Raw genomic sequence first — 16,087 nt, 5'->3', positions numbered from 1 at the left:
CCGCTTGCCGTGGAAGGAACGCGCATGATGCAAGCGCGAGCACGTGAACAGGCCAGCCTGAATGCGCCCTGCGCCACGATCACCAATCACACCGGCGTGCCCCATTTCTGGTTCGAGCAAACCGGGCCGGAGGGGGAGCGGCTCGATGTGCTGGTGGTACGGGCGACCTTCGATTTTGCGTCCTGCGGCGCGGTAATGACACTGGCGCAGACGCAGCAGGAAATCGTGCTGGGCGACGTCTATGCTGGCGCCGGCGGCAGCGCGGTGATGCGCGCCGTGGTCACAGACGATGGCGACGTGCTGCCTTACAAGCCGGGGACTGACGTGCTGGTCACCGGCAGCGCGAGCGCGCCGGATGGGATACCGGCGAAGGACTGGATCGCGGGCATCCGCGTGGGGACGCTCAAGAAACTGTTGCGTCTGCACGGCCCGCGCCAGTTTCGCAAGCAAATGATCGGATGGCGTCTGGGGCCGGCGCAGGCTGTGACAGCTGTGGCGCTCGACTATCGCCTCGCGTACGGGGGCTGCATCGATATTCCGGCCGAGTTGACTGAGGACGGGAAAGCAGATTGGGTAGGACATCCCGGCAACCCGGCCGGCTGCGGCTGGCTGCCGGAGGCGGGCGCATACGCGCATCTGCCCCGGCGGGCACGCGCGCACGTCAGGAAATGGATCGCGGCGCAGAAGGAATTGGCTGCGCCCCAGATCGAGGATGCGGGTGAGGCCGTCGGTAATCCCTCTGCGTACGTCGCACCGCAAGGTTTCAGCGCCACCGCGCGCTGGTGGACGCCGCGGGTGGAGCTGCAAGGCAAGTACGACGATATGTGGCGCAGCACGCGCTACCCTTTGTTGCCGAAGGAATTCGATTCACGCTATTTCCAGTGTGCCTCGCCCGGCCTGATCGCCACGCCCCATCTGAAAGGCGATGAGACCGTCACTATGCTTGGCCTGTTGCCAGCCCGCTGCGAAATGACTCTGCCTGGTTGGAAGATCATTGTTGCCGTTACGCGGGCCAGTGGTGTGGAGGAGATCAGCCTGCCCTTGTTCGATACGCTGCGGTTTGACCTTGCCACGCGGCAGGCGTCGCTGGTGTGGCGTACCCATTTCGATGTTGACGATCCGGTGCTCGATATTGTGATCGCGGCCACCACGGCGCAGATCGTCAGTAACGGAGTGCTGATTGGTAATGCGGTAGCAGCCAAGGAGGGCGGATGAGTGCTGGAAATGGTATGGATGCATTGAAGCTGTCTGTTCCGTCTGGAAAAGACCCGAAGGGTAACGTTGCCTTCCCGGTCAAGGCGGTGGAAGACGGGATCGCTGATGCACGTGCTTTACAGGATGCAAAGAAGCGGCTCAAGGAGGTGCAACAGAACGTTCAGGACCTGACGGATGTCCTCGACAAGCAGGAAAAGGTGGTCAAGCCGAAGGCGGAAGTAAAGCAGGATGCGCCGAAGAAAGCAGGGCAGACCCGCCACATTGCCCATGTCGACAATTGGCGCGCCGTCGCAATCGAACCGGATTTGTGCCGCATCGGGAAATGTGTTGTCGCTTTTAACAGCTACTCTATCTTGCCTGAAGTGAGCGCGGGCTCGCCCGATGTCAAGGCGTGCGGGACCCGCGTGCTGCGCAAAGGGGACCTCATCAAGGGCGTGAAGGCGAATGCCGGCCAGAACATCGCGTCAGGGCGGTCGCTCGACACGGGTTACCTTGCCATTCTCGAGGGACATCGGAACGTGACGAGCAACGGCTTGCCGGTGGCACGACACAATAGCCTTTGCAGGATTAACACCAATGAAAGTGGCGCGGTGGGGCCTCTTGCCAGGATGATGACGGTGGCTAAGCCGGTGACGCTCGCGCCAGTGGCCATTGAGCCGCCCCCTGGCAAGCGCACGAGCAAGCGACTGGAGGAACTGAAGGCGCGGAAAGCGAAGGTTGACGATGGGCTGCTCAACTTCGATACGTCGGATGAGTTCATCCGCTTTAAAGATCTCAATGCGATGGCGAACGATGCGATCGGGCAGATCAAGGCCGAACCCGGTTCGCTATTGGATCACGGTGCGCAGGCGGTGCGGGGAGGCGCAGGTTTTGTGAAGGACATGTTCCTTGGCGTAAGCGAATTGGCATATGAGGGCGTCAAGGCGGTTCCGAAAACGCTGCAAAGCCATTTGACACCGTCGGGTTTCGAATCCGACATGTTGGATAATGCCATTTTTCTTGAGAATTTGCGAATTGGTAATATCACGCCCGGGACGATTGGGCAGAGCGTACTCGACTTTGGGGCTGCGGTGGTGAAGCCGGTGACTGATCCGTGGGAGAAAGGGGAAACTACGGAAGCGGTAGTGCGCGGTGGGCTAGAGCTCGCGAGCTTGCCATTCGCCGCCTGGACAAAGGCGGGAAAGGCTAAAAAAGCCGCGGATGCACTGAGGGCTGCGGAGGCGAAGGATGCACTTAAAGCGGCGGAAGCGCTGAAGGCGGCCGAGGTCAGTGGGGTAGTTGATGCAGTTAATGTCGGAAAAACTGAAAATGTTGCATCGCCAGTGTTAGTTGATGGAATACACGTTAAGGGACAGCCAGCTAAAATAGAACCTGCCGGGGCACAACAAGAGCGCGCTCAGCGCTCCGAAACCGAGACCTCGCAACCTCGTGATCCGGAGGATCTGTTGGTGTATCGGGGGACTAATAGAACCGCCGAGAACATGGCGTACGATGAGACCGGCCATTTGCTGAGCGATGCTGGAGTAAATGAATACATGGGCAATGGTAGCCTGAAAGGTGCTTATGATTCGTCAAAATCAAGCCACGAGAAATGGATAGACATCTGGGGAACCGAGGATCAATATGTCCAGGCTCACGGTGCTTTTGGCACGGAACTAAAGCCAGCGTTTGGGTTGGATAAAACATTTATTTCTGTGACTACTGATCCAGCGCAGGCAGCGTATTTTGCTCGTGAAGGGACGGTTTATAGCGGGTACGTGCCGCGTTCGAATTTACTTGAACAAACTTTGAAAGGCGCTGGCGAAAGTGAATATCTTTTGACACACGGGACCGATCTGCTAAAGCCAATCAAGTTGAAATGAGATAGGAATGAGAGGAGTCACGTGAACAACATGTCTGAAGAGGTGCTGGTCGATGGACAGCCAGTGCTGCTTCCAACGTTTGATGTGTGGGAAATCATCTTGGAAAACGCTACCTATGATGGCGTATCGGTATTTTCCGAAAATACGCGGAATTCAGTAACTGAATTGGTCTTTTTTGTGCGGATACATTCGGATGAGTTTCGTCTCGGTTTGTACTCGGGGCGGATGTTAAAACGCTGGCTAGTGTTGCCTATGTTGCGCTTGGCCGACCGGCTTCAGCGCGTGCAGATCGAGTACATAAAATGCGATCAATGCGATTGGGAGGGAAGAATAGCCAATCCGGTAGAGTCAACGCTGTATATGGGGGCTCCCGAAGAATTAGAGGCACTTCAGCGCGCCTACAATCTTCCCAGGCGTAGCTGCCCCCGGTGTGCGAAGCCGCTGGCTCGACCCGCAATTTGGACGGAAACTTGTTTGGAGGACTGAATGAAAACTTACCCTACATTAGCTTGGCGGCCACACATTGAGGCGACAACTGAATGGATAATTGACCATCTGCGCGCCTACTTGGGCGGAAAACATTTCGCATTGTTTAAATATGGAAGTTGTGTTGTCTGGGAGAGTTCAGAGGAATACTGCGATGCGGAATGTCGAGAGCGACTATTGTCGGTTGTGACACACTATCCCGACTTTAAGGTCAGGCGGCACAGCAGTGGCGATTTCTTGGTGACATTTAGGGGCGGGGTCGGAGGTTTGATGTCTGGAAAGCTGCTTGAGGAACATTTCGTGTCCTTGCGGGAGGACGCTCTTACAATCGGGAAGCTTAAATCCGAAACACTGCATTCGGCGGGGCAGATAGATGCGGATGAGGTAGAATTGGTTGCTGGAATTTATGTTCGAGCGCAACTTTATCGCGATGCCGAGGAATCTGTTATTGTCGCCAGAGTGTAAGAATAAAGAGTGTTAGAGTCACAAGGTAGTAGTTTGGCGTGAACAGCACGATGACTGGGCAAATTCATGATTCTGGCATGCCGGACGGAGAGCGCAATCCTCCCAAGTTAAGGAGTCCGCACCCGCTCAACATGGTTTTTGCGTCATGAATTTGTGCGGCTTCGGTCTGGATTTGCGCGGTTTCGATAGATTTTCTCGATGAAGGTATGTGTGCTTCCCAAGCAATTTGAGCAGTTTGTGCAAGTGCATGGCGATCTGCTTTCCCAGCAATAGTGCCGGCATCACGGGTTTCAGTGCGGTATGGGCGTAGGCGTGGTTGATGCGGTCGACGGCACGCAGGTCAGCCTGGTCATGGGCGGTCAGCGCAGCCAAGGTCTGCAGGTTGTCGCACATGATTTTGGCTGCGACATCCTGCACCACTGCCTGCTGGCTCAACCCGGACACATGCTCCAGGTTGAGCCGGCTTTTGAGCCGTTTGAAGGCTTCCTCGATGCGCCAGCGCTTGTGGTACAGGTCGCCAAAGGCGCTGGCCGGGAAGCGCGCGGTATCGAACAAATTGGTCATCAGCACGCGCACTTTGCCGTTCGGCGCGATGTGGCGCACCAGACGAACCTGCTGCGGCGCGCGGGTAAAATCGTAGTCGGCGGCATCGCGCCGCGACGGCGCTGTGAGCGTGACGACCTGCTCATCGAGGCCGGAGCGCAGAAACGCGCGCACGCAGGCGAAGCCGCCGTTGCCGGCTTTCTCCACCCGCATGCAGAACGAGATGGCGCGCTCGTTGAGCAGGGCGACGAGCCAGCGCGACGGATAGCCCCGGTCCAGCAGCAGCAAGTCCTTGCTTGAGAGACGGTCCAGATGCTGGACCAGCATCTGGCGTTCGCCGCATTCCTCGATGCCGTGCAGCGAGGCCGCCAGCATCAACTCGGCGCCGGGCAGGAACAGGCCGAAGAGAATCTGGTCCGGTAGCGCGGCGCGCGCGAGGCGACTGGCGCGCAGGCCGAAACGCACGGTCGAGGCGTCGGCGGCGATCAGGCGCAAGCCACACCAGCGCGGCACGAACCCGTGCTGCTCGGCGCGCTCGACGAGCCAGTCGTTGAGCGACGCGATGGCGGTCAGGGACAGCTTGGCGCGCGCTTGCGCGAACGCCTGCTCGGACACCATGCGCAGTAATTCGGCCTTCCCCGCCAGACGGCCGAAGAACGTGTCGAGTTCGGCCTGAATGCTCATGCGCATGCCGCTTAGCATGAGCGCCATGAGCGACGGCAACGGCAACTTGCGGCGCCGTGTGAACGCCGTCGGATGTTCCGGATGCCTGGCTGACTCGAGGAATTCGGGTGACTGCAATCGCAAAGCGAGGTCGATAAAAAGGGCAGTAAGGGACATGGTAGCCAGTGAGAAAAAAATCTCACTGGCGGCGCAGTTCACAATTGAAATGTCAAGCTATTTATCGCATTTTCACCATATTTCGAGGAGATTCCTTAACTTGGGAGGATTGTGCTGATACCGGGTGGGCGGTCCAGGCTGATGGCCGATCTGGTGGACGTACTGGCGGCGAAGCAGCTGCCTGATCCCGACGCCGGCCGAGAACAGGGGCCCGTGCGCGCAAGCGCCGGGCCCTTGTTATCTGCGCCGGCAGGGCCAGCGCTTGCCACTACGCGCCGGGCTGGTTGGTGACCAGGTACGTGGCGTACAGTTGCGAACTGGACGAGTCGGTATAGACCAGGCACAACTCGGTATCGGTGGCGGCCAGCGCGGGGACCGAGGTCCCCTGGCCAAGAATCTGCTGGGCGGCAGTCCAACCGGTGCCGTCGGGGAAGGTGCTGACCCACAATTGCGAATTATTGGCGTCGGAATACACCATGTACAGACAGTCCTGGAAGCAGGCCAGCGCTGGAATGGACGTGAATTGTCCATCGATGGTTTGTGCGCCGCTCCAGTTCACCCCGTCAGTCGACGTGGCCCAGTACAACTGTGAGCCGTCGGAACTGGAGTACACCATGTACAGTGTGTCGCCCATGGCAGCGAGCGCCGGTACCGACGTATACTGGTAGGGGATTTGCACCGCTTGTGTCCAGTTGATCCCATCGGGCGAGGTGCTGGCCCAGAGCTGGGAGCTGTTCGAATCGGAGTACACCATGCACAGCGTTTCCCCGAGTGCTGCGATCGCCGGGATCGAGGTTTGTTGTCCGATCTGATTTGCCTGGGTCCAGTTGGTGCCGTCCAGGGACTGCGTCTGATACAGCTGCGGAAAGTCGTCGCCGTAGCCGGCATACATCATGCACAGGGTCTCGCCCAGCAGGGCCAGCGCCGGCACATTCGTCTGCTGGCCGATTTCCGTGGCCTGTGACCAGTTGACCCCGTCTGCCGACAGCGTGGTCCAGATCTGCCCGTCGCCGTTGGAGTCGCTGTAAGCCATGCAAAAGCCGCCTTGCGGCGCTGCCGACAGCGCGGGAATCGAGGTAAATTGGCCGGAGATGGGGACCGGATTGGCAAACAGGATGACATTGTTGGCGCTGCGTTGGGGGATTTTCTCAGGCTTGTTCATGGCGATTCTCCGGTTGGTTGTGACACAGTGGTGGTACGTAAGTGCGCCAGCTGGCGCGTGGCCCTTGCGAAGGGCAAATTCGTGGTCGACTTCATGACTGGGAAAGCGGGATCGGCTCGCCTCCTGCCGGACCCCACACCACCAGCGAAAAATCCTGGCGCGTGGGAGTCAGGTGCGACAGGGGCAGCACGTTGCGGTCGCTCGCATACACGGTCACCGTGTCGGGCGAGGTAATGGCCAGCCCCTTGCCCCATCGAAAACTGCTATTCATATAGGTTTCCGCAAGCGCCCACAGGATCAGGACAATCGCATTGCCCAGCGGCGTCTGCGCGTTGAGCATGTAGCTCAGCAAGTCGGTCAGCGACTGGCTCACGCCCGGCACCGGCATGATGCGATGACCCACTCTGGACAAGGGCAAGCCGGCCGCCAGGTCGATGCTGTACAGGCACATGAGGTTGTTGCTGCCGTCGTCATCGGCGTTCAGGGTGAACATGAACATGCGGCCATCCGTCTGGGTAACCAGCGCCAGGCCGGCACCCGACTCGGCAAACGTGCATGTGTGATAGACCGGGTCGAACAGAATCTGTCCTTGCAGCAGGGTATCGCTGCGGGAGCGGTACAGGGTCAGGCTGTTGCCATTGACGCCAGCGACGATGTAGCGCCCGCCGGGCCCCGCTTCCTTGGTCATGCCCACACCGTTGATGCCTTCGGTGCGCGCGATGCTGCCCAGAACCCGCATCGGCTCGTTGCGCAGGGTCGCTTGCAGGTCGCATATCTGGATCATGGACTGGTCGCCGCTGGTTTCGGTCGGCTGGATGCCCATGGCCATGAAGCTGCCGCAGGCCTGTGACGAGCAGGGATGGCACCAGTCTTTCTCATCGGTGTCGTAGGTGGCGGCGATCGTGCCCTCGGCGCCGGCACGGAGCCGGTCGGCGATCAGGTATCTGCCGCTGGTCGCCCCGGCTTCCAGGTCGGTGTGGGTGAAAATGAGCTTGTCGGCGTAGGCGGCAATGCCCTTGAAATGCGAGAGCACCATGCCGCCGGGTGAGGTGGGATCGACCGGGCAGGCGTAGTAGTTGCGCGTGGCGGCGTCGGGAACGGCATGGAAGGCCGCCAGCACATCATGCATTTCGAGATTGGACGGGTTGATCATGCTGCTCTCCTGGTGGTGGGCGTTGGGCGCTCGGTCGTGAGCGGATGTATCCAGTGTGGCCGTCTCTCGTCTGCGCGATAAGTATCTTTACCGTTACAGTGGCCTTGTTACGGTAACTGGCCGGCGCCGTCGACATGCTGACGCGCGCCCGAGCAGATCTCGGCCGCCAGCAGCTCCTGCAGGGCGCTCGACCGGGGTTCGCAGAAGTCGAATTGACGCGACCAGACAATGCTTGCAGCCGCGCTCTCGAGCAGCCGGGCCACGACCCGCGTCTGCCGGCCCTCCAGCCGCAAGCTGCCTTCGATGGCATGGCTGGCGTGGCGCGGGATGCCGGGCGCGCCATCGGCCGGGCACAGCACAACGTGGCCAAACATACTGACCAGTTGGTGCTGCAGTTGTTCGTGCAGGCCGCGCGTAAACGCTGCGCTGTCGGGGTGCGCGCTCAGGCAGGTCAGCGGTAGCACCGCAATGGCCGGCCCGGCGGCCATGTGGGACAGATCAGGGGGTATCGTCAACGTTGCGGGCGTGCTGACGTGACGCGCTGAACGAGCCGGGACCGAGTACAAGAACGGCACTGCGCTGGAAGGATGGGGAATGTAATGTATCCGTAGCGGCGATGCTTATCAAGTCGCCCGGGTAACCGGGCCACAGCATGATCTGTTGGGGATCTCGCTCGGCGACGGGACCGATGCAGTGGACGTCGTGGCCTTGCCAATCAGGGTGGGCGAGCATGCCCGCGTCGACCGGAATGACGTCCTCGGTCAGGTCATGGCGGGCTTGCAAACCGTGAACCATGCGCTGGGTGAGCGCTACGCGATCTCGCGTATTCTGTTCGTTCCTTCCGATACGCCGTCACCGTCCGTCTATGCATTGCTCACTGTTGGACGGACGGGAGCAAAACGGGTTGTCGAACATGAATATGAGATTTGAAAAACCGACCTTTGATTTGCTGAGAAAAATGGGATGGACTGAGCATCGCGCAGTCGACCCGGCGCCTTTTCTTGCATGCCTGCTCGCGGATGGCTATGAACCTTTTCCGAAGATAAAGCCGTTTTTCCAGCGTTTTGGCGGACTCAGTGGCGACATGCCTGCTTACCGGGTCGCGGGCGCGTTTGACCGCATCGATTTTCACCCCGCGCACGCGATCAGCTGCACATGCCGCGAACAGGTGACAGCGTATGAGGCGCGCGTGCACGAAAAATTGCTTCCGGTCGGAATGGCTTATAACCGGCACATGACCCTGCTCCTGTCCCAGTCGGGCCGCTTGTTTGGCGGCTACGACGATTTTCTCTGCCTGATCGGAAACGATGTGGCGGAGGCGATGAGCAATCTGTTCGAGCGGCGCGACATGCCCGAAGTGTTGTAGCCGGTAGCGCGGCTGTTCGATTCGAACCACCGCGTTTGCCGCGTACGCGTGGATTTTTCTCCGAAAATGCTACATTGGCGCTACAGACGAGGAGCGCCCATGCAAAAAATCCATGCCATTATCTTTGACCTGTACGGTACCTTGTACGATGTGCACTCGGTGGCGCACGCCTGCGAGGAAGCCTATCCCGGCCACGGCACCGCCATCACCCATCTATGGCGCCAGACCCAGATGGACTACACCTGGCTGCGCAGCCTGATGGAGCGCTACGCCGATTTCGAGACCGTCACCGAAGACGCCTTGCGCTTCACCTGCGCCAAGCTGGGCCTGCCACTGCTGCCCGGCACCGCGCGCCAGCTGTGCGACCATTACCTGCAGCTGGACCCGTATCCCGACACGCCCGCCACCCTGCGCCGCCCGCGCGACGCTGGCGTGCCCCTGCTGATCGCCTCGAACGGCTCGCGCCACACCATCAACCAGGTGGTGTCGAACTCGGGCATGAAATGGGCCTTCGACCAGATTGTCAGCGTCGACGACGTCGAGGTCTTCAAGCCGCACCGCAAGATTTACCTGCTGGCCGAGCAGCGCGCCGGCCACCCGCGCGAACACATCCTGTACGTCTCCGCCAATGGCTGGGACGCGAGTGCGGCCAGTTTGTTCGGCTTTCCGGTATGCTGGGTCAACCGCGATGGCGCGCCATTCGACGAACTCGGCGCCACGCCCGCCGTGGTCGTGCCGGACCTGGGCGCGATGGCCGACTGGATGCTGGCACGGCGCTGATGCGCGCCTTGTGCGTGCAACTGGAAGGCGGCGGGAAACTTGCGTATGATGCGGTTTCTGTTTCGCGCCACCACTTTTTACTTACTCCAGACAACACGCTATGCGCGAAAGCCTGCTCATCCCGTCGCTCTCGCCCTCCCGGACGCCCGCGGCGATCCTGTATTCGACGCAATCGAGCTTCTTGCTGGCGTTTTTTGCCGGCCCGTTTGCAATCATCCTGTATTCGGCGCTCAATTCATGGAAGCTCAGGCGTCCGATGGATGCCCTGCTGTATCTGCCGGCGCTGGCGCTGAGCACAGCGTTCTTTGTCGCCGTCCAGACCGGATACGCGCCCTTGATGACGGTGGCCGATGCCATCGGTGCCGGCGGCGAACGTATCCTGTCGCGCGCGCTGGCGATGGCGCTGTTCGGCGTGGTGTACCTGATGCATCGCAAGCAGTACCGCTCCGCCGTCCTGTTCGGCGCCAAGCCGCCCGCCCCGTGGATCCCGGCCATTGCCTGCGGTGCGCTGGCCTACGGCATGACGTGGGTGGTGCTGTATTACGCTAAGGCCTTGTCGGTATGAATGACCATATTGTATTATCGCCGCGCGAGTTCAGCGCGCGCCTGCTCGGCCTGATCGAGCGCAAGCGCTATGCCCAGGCTGGCGATGTGCTGGCCGAGGCCCTTGCGCAGTATCCGGACGACAGCGATCTGCTGTACGGCTCGGCACTGCTCGATTACCTGACCGACCGGCGCGATGCCGCGCGCGCCACCCTGCACAGCGTGCTCAGCCGCGCACCGGACCATTACGCGGCGCGCTCGCTGCTGGCCACCTTGTACCAGGACAGCGAGGAATTGCCGGCGGCCGAAGCGATGCTGCTCGACCTGCTCAAGGATTATCCCGAGTCCGGCCATCAGTACGCGCGCTACGCCATGCTGATGTACCGCACCATGCACCTGGACAAGGCGCAAGCGCTGGCGCACGAAGCGCTGCGCCTCGATCCGGACGATGAACTGGCCCTGATCGCCTGCATGATGGGCGACCTGATCGAGGGACGCCGCGGCGCCGAGCAGGAACGCCTGTCGGTGATGATGAGCCGCCATCCGGAAAGCCTGAGCACGGCGCGCATGCTGATCACGCACCTGGTTCATCGCGGCAAGTACCGCGCCGCCAAGCGCATCGCCATCGAACTGCTCAAGCAGCATCCGGACTCGCCCGAGATCCTCGAACTGGTGGTCGACCTCGATGCCCTGAGCCACTGGAGCATGTTGCCGCTGTGGCCGCTGAACCGCTGGGGCTGGGGTGCGTCGATCGGGCTGTGGGTACTGACCCTGGTCGTGATCAATGGGCTTGGCCGGATCGCCCCGCATGCCGTCGGGCCGCTCAGTATCGGACTGATTGCTTATTGTGTGTACTCCTGGATTTTTCCCTCTTTGCTCAAGCGCTGGCTGAAACGCCGCGCAGGAATTTGATGACCATGACAATGTCGCGTGAACAATACGAAGCCTCGCTGGTAAGCGATCCCTTCAACAGCGCCACCCGGCTCGGCTACGCCCGGCTGCTGCTGGAAGAAAACGATGCCGCTGCCGCGCTGGTGCAATTCGAGCTGGCGGAGCGGCAGTCGCCCGGCGCGGCGGCGCTCTGCGGCAAGGCGCAGGCCTTGCTGGCGCTGGAGCGCAACAGCGATGCGCTGGCCGCGTACGGCCGCGCGCGCCAGCAGGATGGCTTTGCGCCGGTGCCCGCGCTGGAGCAGTTGCAGCAGAGTGCGCGGCCGGCGTCCGGCCCGGCGCTGTCGCTGGTGGGGCAGAGCGCCAATGTGGTGCCGCTCAAGCCGCAGGCGCCCGACCTGGTGCGTTTTTCCGATGTGGGCGGCATGGAAGAGCTGAAAAAGATGCTGCGCCTGCATATCATCGAGCCTTTCCTGCGGCCTTCGCTGTTTGCCAAATTCAAGAAGCAGGGTGGCGGCGGGATTTTGCTGTACGGCCCGCCGGGCTGCGGCAAGACCATGATCGCGCGCGCGATTGCGAACGAGTGCAATGCCTCGTTCGTGTCGGTCGGCATCAGCGAAGTGCTGAATATGTGGATGGGCGAAAGCGAGCGCAACCTGGCGCAATTGTTCGAGAAGGCGAGGGCGCAAAAGCCCTGCGTGCTGTTTTTCGACGAGCTCGATGCGCTGGCGTTTTCGCGTTCCAAGGCGCAGAGCGAGCACAGCCGCACAATCGTCAATGAATTCCTGTCCCAGCTCGATGGCTTCGAGCGCGACAACCGCGACGTGCTGTTCCTGGCGGCCACCAATATGCCGTGGGATGTGGACCAGGCCATGAAGCGCACCGGGCGCTTCGCGCGCCAGTTGTTCGTGCCGCCGCCGGATGCGGAAGCGCGCAAGCACATCATCAACATCAAGCTGCGCGATGTGCCGGTGGAGGGTGTGGATGTGGATGCGCTGGTGGCGGCGACACCGCATTTTTCCGGCGCCGATATCGATGGGGTGATCGACCTGGCCAAGGAAAGCGCGATTCATGACATTCTGGCCGGGAACCCGGAGCGGCCGATCGGGCCGGGCGATATTGCGTATGCGCTCGACACAATGCAGCCATCGACGGTGGAGTGGCTGAAAACGGCGCGCAATCTGGTGCGCTATGCCGGCAGCGACGACAGTTATCGCGATGTGGAGAAGTATTTGAAGAAGACCAAGTTTATTTGATTCCCTCAGTGAGCACGTCGTCCCTTCGCGGGGACGACGTGCGCGATGGCGTCATTCAGCCAGCCACTGCCACCGCCACTTCCCGCTCCGTCCTCACCAGTTGCCGGTTCACCGCGCTCAGCACCGCCTTGAACGAGGCCGTCACGATATTGCTGTCAATCCCCGCCCCAAACATGGTCGGGCCATTTTCCAGCCGCAACTCCACATAACACGCCGCCTTGGCATTCGCGCCCGAGCCAATCGCATGCTCGTGGTAATCCATCAGCTTGATATCCAGTCCCAGCGCGTTCACGAACGCATCGATCGGCCCATTCCCGCCACCCTGCAAGCTCAGGCTGGCCTGGCGGTGCGCCAGGGTGATGTCGATCTGCACCGGCTCATCGCTGCTGCTATCCTCCACCATCTTGTGCGCGCTGTAGGCGTACGGGCTGGTCTGGTCGAAATATTCGCTGCAGAAAATCGCATGAATCTCTTTCGCCGCAATCTCGCGGCCGCTGGCATCGGCCACCGCCTGTACCGCGCGGCTGAACTCGATCTGCAAGCGGCGCGGCAAGCTCAGGCCGAATTCCTGTTCCAGCAAATACGCCATCCCGCCCTTGCCGGACTGGCTGTTGACGCGGATCACCGCATCGTAGTTGCGTCCCAGGTCGGCCGGGTCGATCGGCAAATACGGCACTTCCCACAAGCTATTCGGCTTTTGCTGCGCAAATCCTTTTTTGATCGCATCCTGGTGCGAACCGGAAAACGCCGTAAACACCAGGTCGCCCGCATACGGATGACGCGGATGCACCGGCAACTGGTTGCATTCCTCCACCACTTGGCGCACGGCATCGATGTCGGAGAAATCCAGCCCCGGATGCACGCCCTGGGTGTACAAATTCATCGCCAGGGTCACCAGGTCGACATTGCCGGTGCGCTCGCCGTTGCCGAACAGGCAGCCTTCAACCCGGTCGGCGCCCGCCATGATGGCCAGCTCGGCCGAGGCCACCGCCGTGCCGCGGTCATTGTGCGGGTGCACGCTGATGATCAGCGAGTCGCGCCGTGCCAGCTTGCGCGACATCCATTCGATCTGGTCGGCATACACATTCGGCGTGCTGCATTCAACGGTGGATGGCAGGTTGACGATCATCTTGTTATGCGGGGTCGGCTGCCAGACCTCGCTGACGGCGTCGCAGATATGCTTGGAGAAATCGAGTTCCGTGGTCGAGAACGATTCCGGCGTGTACTCGAATGCCCATTCCGTCTGCGGATGCTGCTTGACCAGCTGCTTGACCAGCTTGGTGCCGCTGACGGCAATCTCGGTGATCTGCTCGCGCGTCATGCCGAACACCACCTTGCGGAACACGGGAGCGACCGAGTTGTACAGGTGTACGATGGCGCGCCGCGCACCCACGCAAGAGTCGACCGTACGGCGTATCAGTTCCTCGCGCGACTGGGTCAGCACGATGATGGTGACGTCCTCGGGGATACGGTCTTCGTCGATCAGCTTGCGCACGAAATCGAAGTCGGTCTGCGAGGCGGATGGAAAGCCGACTTCGATTTCCTTGAGGCCAATCTGGACCAGCATCTCGAAAAAACGCAGCTTTTTGTCGTGGCTCATCGGCTCGATCAAGGCCTGGTTGCCGTCGCGCAGGTCGGTGCTCATCCAGATTGGCGGATGGGTGATGGCGCGGTCCGGCCACTGGCGAGCGGACAAATTGACTGGAGGGAAGGCGCGGTATTTCGACGACGGGTTTTGCAACATCATGGTGTTCTCCTGGGACTACAGCGGATCGGGGGCCGGGCGGCGGTGTGGCGACAGGCTGCCGGGCGGCCACGGAAACGCTAGGCCAGGCAACCGATCAGTAGCTTTAGCAGTAGGAACAAGATGATGGAGACGGGTGCGAACATCGGGTCGGACTTTCCTGGGGTTTTACTGGCTTACAAACGCCGGCGAGGAGCCGGGCGGCGCACTGCGGGTGGATTACGCGCGTGCAGCTAGTACCGTCGCTAGCGATAGCGCGCCAGCGAGCAGGGGGAAAGACGACAGATGCAGGGAGGAAGACATGAGTTCACTGTACGTCAGGCCGCGCCGGCTTGTCAAGCGCTGATGTGCAACGCTTGCAAGCCGCCTCCGCAATGCCGTGACGACGCTACAAATCGAGGAACATGTCGAAGCCGCCGTAAATCATGCGCTTGCCGTCGAAGGGCATGTCGGTCCCTTTCATGAAGTCGGCCATGCGCGGGTCTTTCATGACCTTGTCGTTGACTTCGTCGCGGTGGGCGCGCGATGCGTACACGATCCAGGAAAACACCACCGTCTCGCCGGGCTGCAGGTTGACGCTTTGGGGAAAAGAGGTGAGCTTGCCGGGCTTGACGTCATCGGCGATGCATTCGCGGTATTGCAGCGCGCCGTGTTCGCGCCAGATGGCGCCGCAGGTCGTTGCCATGGCGCGATAACTTTCGATGTTGCTGGTGGGGAGGGGAAGGACGAAACCGTCGACATACGCCATCATGTTCTCCTGGAGATGCACAAGGTGGAACCGCACAATTGATCATACCCGTCCCGTATTCGCAGGCCCGCACCATACCCAAATTATATTACCTGTGTTGCATTTCACCCATGAATGCAGGCTTCGCGCTGAATCGGATTGCCTTTCTGATGCCAGCAGTGCAGTAAATATCTTGTTGTTTGAATAAATGCGCGTGGAAATCTTGTAAAATTGCACGCTATTTACCCACGCCCCGCCGATCTGCCGCAGGGACGGGGGGTGGCCAAGGCGGCGCTTTTAATCACTCAAGGAATGTTTATGCGTTTTGTAACTGTTGCAACGGTTTTAACGATGGCGGGCGCGCTCGCTTGCGCCGCCCCGGCAAGCGCCGGCACGGCCGCATTGGGCCAGAATCTGATCGTCAATGGCGACGCTGAAGCGGGCGCGGGTTCGACCGATGGCAGCACGGTGGCGGTGCCGGGCTGGAATGTCACGGATCGCTTGACTTCGGTCCAGTACGGTGCCGGCGGCGGTTTCCCGACGCCAAGCGACGCCGGTCCGCAAAACCGCGGCAAGAATTTCTTTGCCGGTGGCGTCAATACGGCGGCCTCGCGCGCGGTCCAGGTGATCGACCTGAGCGCGCTGAGTGGCGCCATCAATGCCGGACAGTCGCAATTCGACCTGTCCGGCTGGCTGGGCGGCTATGCCACCCAGAACGATAACGCGACCCTGACCGCCGTCTTCCGCGACAGCACCGGCCAAAGCCTGTTCAGCACCAGCCTGGCGCCGGTCAGCGCGAGCGAGCGTGGCGGCCTGACCGGCTTCGCGTATCGCGCCAGCCATGGCCTCATTCCGGTCGGCACCGCACTGGTCGACATCGTGCTCGACATGCGCCGCGTCGAAGGCAGCTATAACGATGGCTACGCCGACAACCTGTCGTTCTCGGTCACCGCCGTGCCGGAGCCGAGTAGCTGGGCCATGCTGGGCGCCGGCCTGGCCATGCTGGGCTTCGCGGCGCGCAAGCGCCGTGCCTCGGCTGTCTGATGTCTTAGCAAGG

The 16,087-nt window shown here is 60.9% G+C and carries 17 protein-coding genes; 11 read left to right on the top strand and 6 right to left on the bottom strand.

Going from position 1 to position 16,087, the window contains the following annotated elements:
- From PO883_RS25970 to PO883_RS25955, 4 genes are all read left to right on the top strand, one after another.
- On the top strand, positions 1–1,215 hold a 1,215-nt coding region (locus PO883_RS25970; RefSeq protein WP_289312326.1), incomplete at its 5' end, for a DUF2169 domain-containing protein.
- Positions 1,216–1,229: 14 nt separating this feature from the next.
- Complete coding sequence (locus tag PO883_RS25965) at positions 1,230–3,077, top strand: hypothetical protein (protein ID WP_289312325.1); 1,848 nt, start codon at positions 1,230–1,232, stop codon at positions 3,075–3,077.
- 21 nt (positions 3,078–3,098) lie between these two features.
- Positions 3,099–3,563, top strand: a complete 465-nt coding sequence (locus tag PO883_RS25960; protein ID WP_289312324.1) for a hypothetical protein — start codon at positions 3,099–3,101, stop codon at positions 3,561–3,563.
- Positions 3,564–4,028 (top strand): hypothetical protein, encoded by a 465-nt coding sequence (locus PO883_RS25955; RefSeq protein ID WP_289312323.1) that lies wholly within the window; start codon positions 3,564–3,566, stop codon positions 4,026–4,028.
- Positions 4,029–4,154: 126 nt separating this feature from the next.
- Here PO883_RS25955 and PO883_RS25950 read toward each other — a convergent pair whose 3' ends face one another.
- From PO883_RS25950 to PO883_RS25935, 4 genes are all read right to left on the bottom strand, one after another.
- Positions 4,155–5,411, bottom strand: a complete 1,257-nt coding sequence (locus PO883_RS25950) for an IS4 family transposase (RefSeq protein WP_289312322.1) — start codon at positions 5,409–5,411, stop codon at positions 4,155–4,157.
- A gap of 268 nt (positions 5,412–5,679) precedes the next feature.
- Entirely contained in the window at positions 5,680–6,573 is an 894-nt protein-coding gene (locus PO883_RS25945) for a hypothetical protein (RefSeq protein ID WP_289312321.1), read from the bottom strand.
- Positions 6,574–6,664: 91 nt separating this feature from the next.
- Positions 6,665–7,726: a hypothetical protein gene (locus tag PO883_RS25940; protein ID WP_289312320.1), complete on the bottom strand. Its 1,062-nt coding sequence runs from the start codon at positions 7,724–7,726 to the stop codon at positions 6,665–6,667.
- A 107-nt stretch (positions 7,727–7,833) separates the two neighbouring features.
- On the bottom strand, positions 7,834–8,241 hold the full coding sequence (locus tag PO883_RS25935; RefSeq protein ID WP_289312319.1) for a hypothetical protein: 408 nt from the start codon (positions 8,239–8,241) through the stop codon (positions 7,834–7,836).
- 145 nt (positions 8,242–8,386) lie between these two features.
- Between PO883_RS25935 and PO883_RS25930 the strand changes: the two genes are divergently transcribed.
- The 6 genes from PO883_RS25930 to PO883_RS25905 all read left to right on the top strand — a co-directional run bounded on the left by PO883_RS25930 (position 8,387) and on the right by PO883_RS25905 (position 12,559).
- The gene (locus PO883_RS25930) at positions 8,387–8,656 is read left to right on the top strand and encodes a hypothetical protein (protein WP_289312318.1); all 270 of its coding nucleotides are present in this window, start codon (positions 8,387–8,389) and stop codon (positions 8,654–8,656) included.
- The gene (locus PO883_RS25925) at positions 8,646–9,092 is read left to right on the top strand and encodes an SUKH-3 domain-containing protein (RefSeq protein ID WP_289312317.1); all 447 of its coding nucleotides are present in this window, start codon (positions 8,646–8,648) and stop codon (positions 9,090–9,092) included. The genes PO883_RS25930 and PO883_RS25925 overlap by 11 nt, the downstream gene beginning before the upstream one ends.
- 99 nt (positions 9,093–9,191) lie before the next feature.
- A complete protein-coding gene (locus PO883_RS25920) occupies positions 9,192–9,872 on the top strand; it encodes a haloacid dehalogenase type II (RefSeq protein ID WP_289312316.1) in 681 nt (226 codons plus the stop codon).
- Between the two features lie 100 nt (positions 9,873–9,972).
- Positions 9,973–10,437, top strand: coding sequence for a hypothetical protein (locus PO883_RS25915; protein ID WP_289312315.1), 465 nt, complete (start codon positions 9,973–9,975; stop codon positions 10,435–10,437).
- Positions 10,434–11,327 carry a lipopolysaccharide assembly protein LapB gene (locus PO883_RS25910; protein ID WP_289312314.1) on the top strand — a complete coding sequence of 298 codons (894 nt, stop codon included), beginning with the start codon at positions 10,434–10,436 and terminating at the stop codon, positions 11,325–11,327. Before PO883_RS25915 ends, PO883_RS25910 begins: the two co-directional genes overlap by 4 nt.
- Positions 11,327–12,559, top strand: a complete 1,233-nt coding sequence (locus PO883_RS25905) for an ATP-binding protein (protein WP_289312313.1) — start codon at positions 11,327–11,329, stop codon at positions 12,557–12,559. Before PO883_RS25910 ends, PO883_RS25905 begins: the two co-directional genes overlap by 1 nt.
- Positions 12,560–12,614: 55 nt before the next feature.
- On the opposite strand, the gene leuA is transcribed toward PO883_RS25905, so the two are convergent.
- Both leuA and PO883_RS25895 read right to left on the bottom strand, forming a co-directional pair.
- A complete protein-coding gene (gene leuA, locus PO883_RS25900) occupies positions 12,615–14,306 on the bottom strand; it encodes a 2-isopropylmalate synthase (protein ID WP_289312312.1) in 1,692 nt (563 codons plus the stop codon).
- A gap of 385 nt (positions 14,307–14,691) precedes the next feature.
- Positions 14,692–15,054, bottom strand: a complete 363-nt coding sequence (locus PO883_RS25895; RefSeq protein WP_223165024.1) for a DUF1428 domain-containing protein — start codon at positions 15,052–15,054, stop codon at positions 14,692–14,694.
- 294 nt (positions 15,055–15,348) lie between these two features.
- On the opposite strand from PO883_RS25895, the gene PO883_RS25890 reads away from it, so the two are divergent.
- Positions 15,349–16,074 carry a PEP-CTERM sorting domain-containing protein gene (locus PO883_RS25890; protein ID WP_289312311.1) on the top strand — a complete coding sequence of 242 codons (726 nt, stop codon included), beginning with the start codon at positions 15,349–15,351 and terminating at the stop codon, positions 16,072–16,074.
- Positions 16,075–16,087 lie beyond the last annotated feature (13 nt).

It is taken from the genome of Massilia sp. DJPM01, from assembly GCF_030348125.1.
Lineage (GTDB): Bacteria > Pseudomonadota > Gammaproteobacteria > Burkholderiales > Burkholderiaceae_D > Telluria_A > Telluria_A frigida.
The sequence above is the reverse complement of the archived record's forward strand: the minus strand, read 5'-3'. Positions and strand labels throughout refer to the sequence as shown.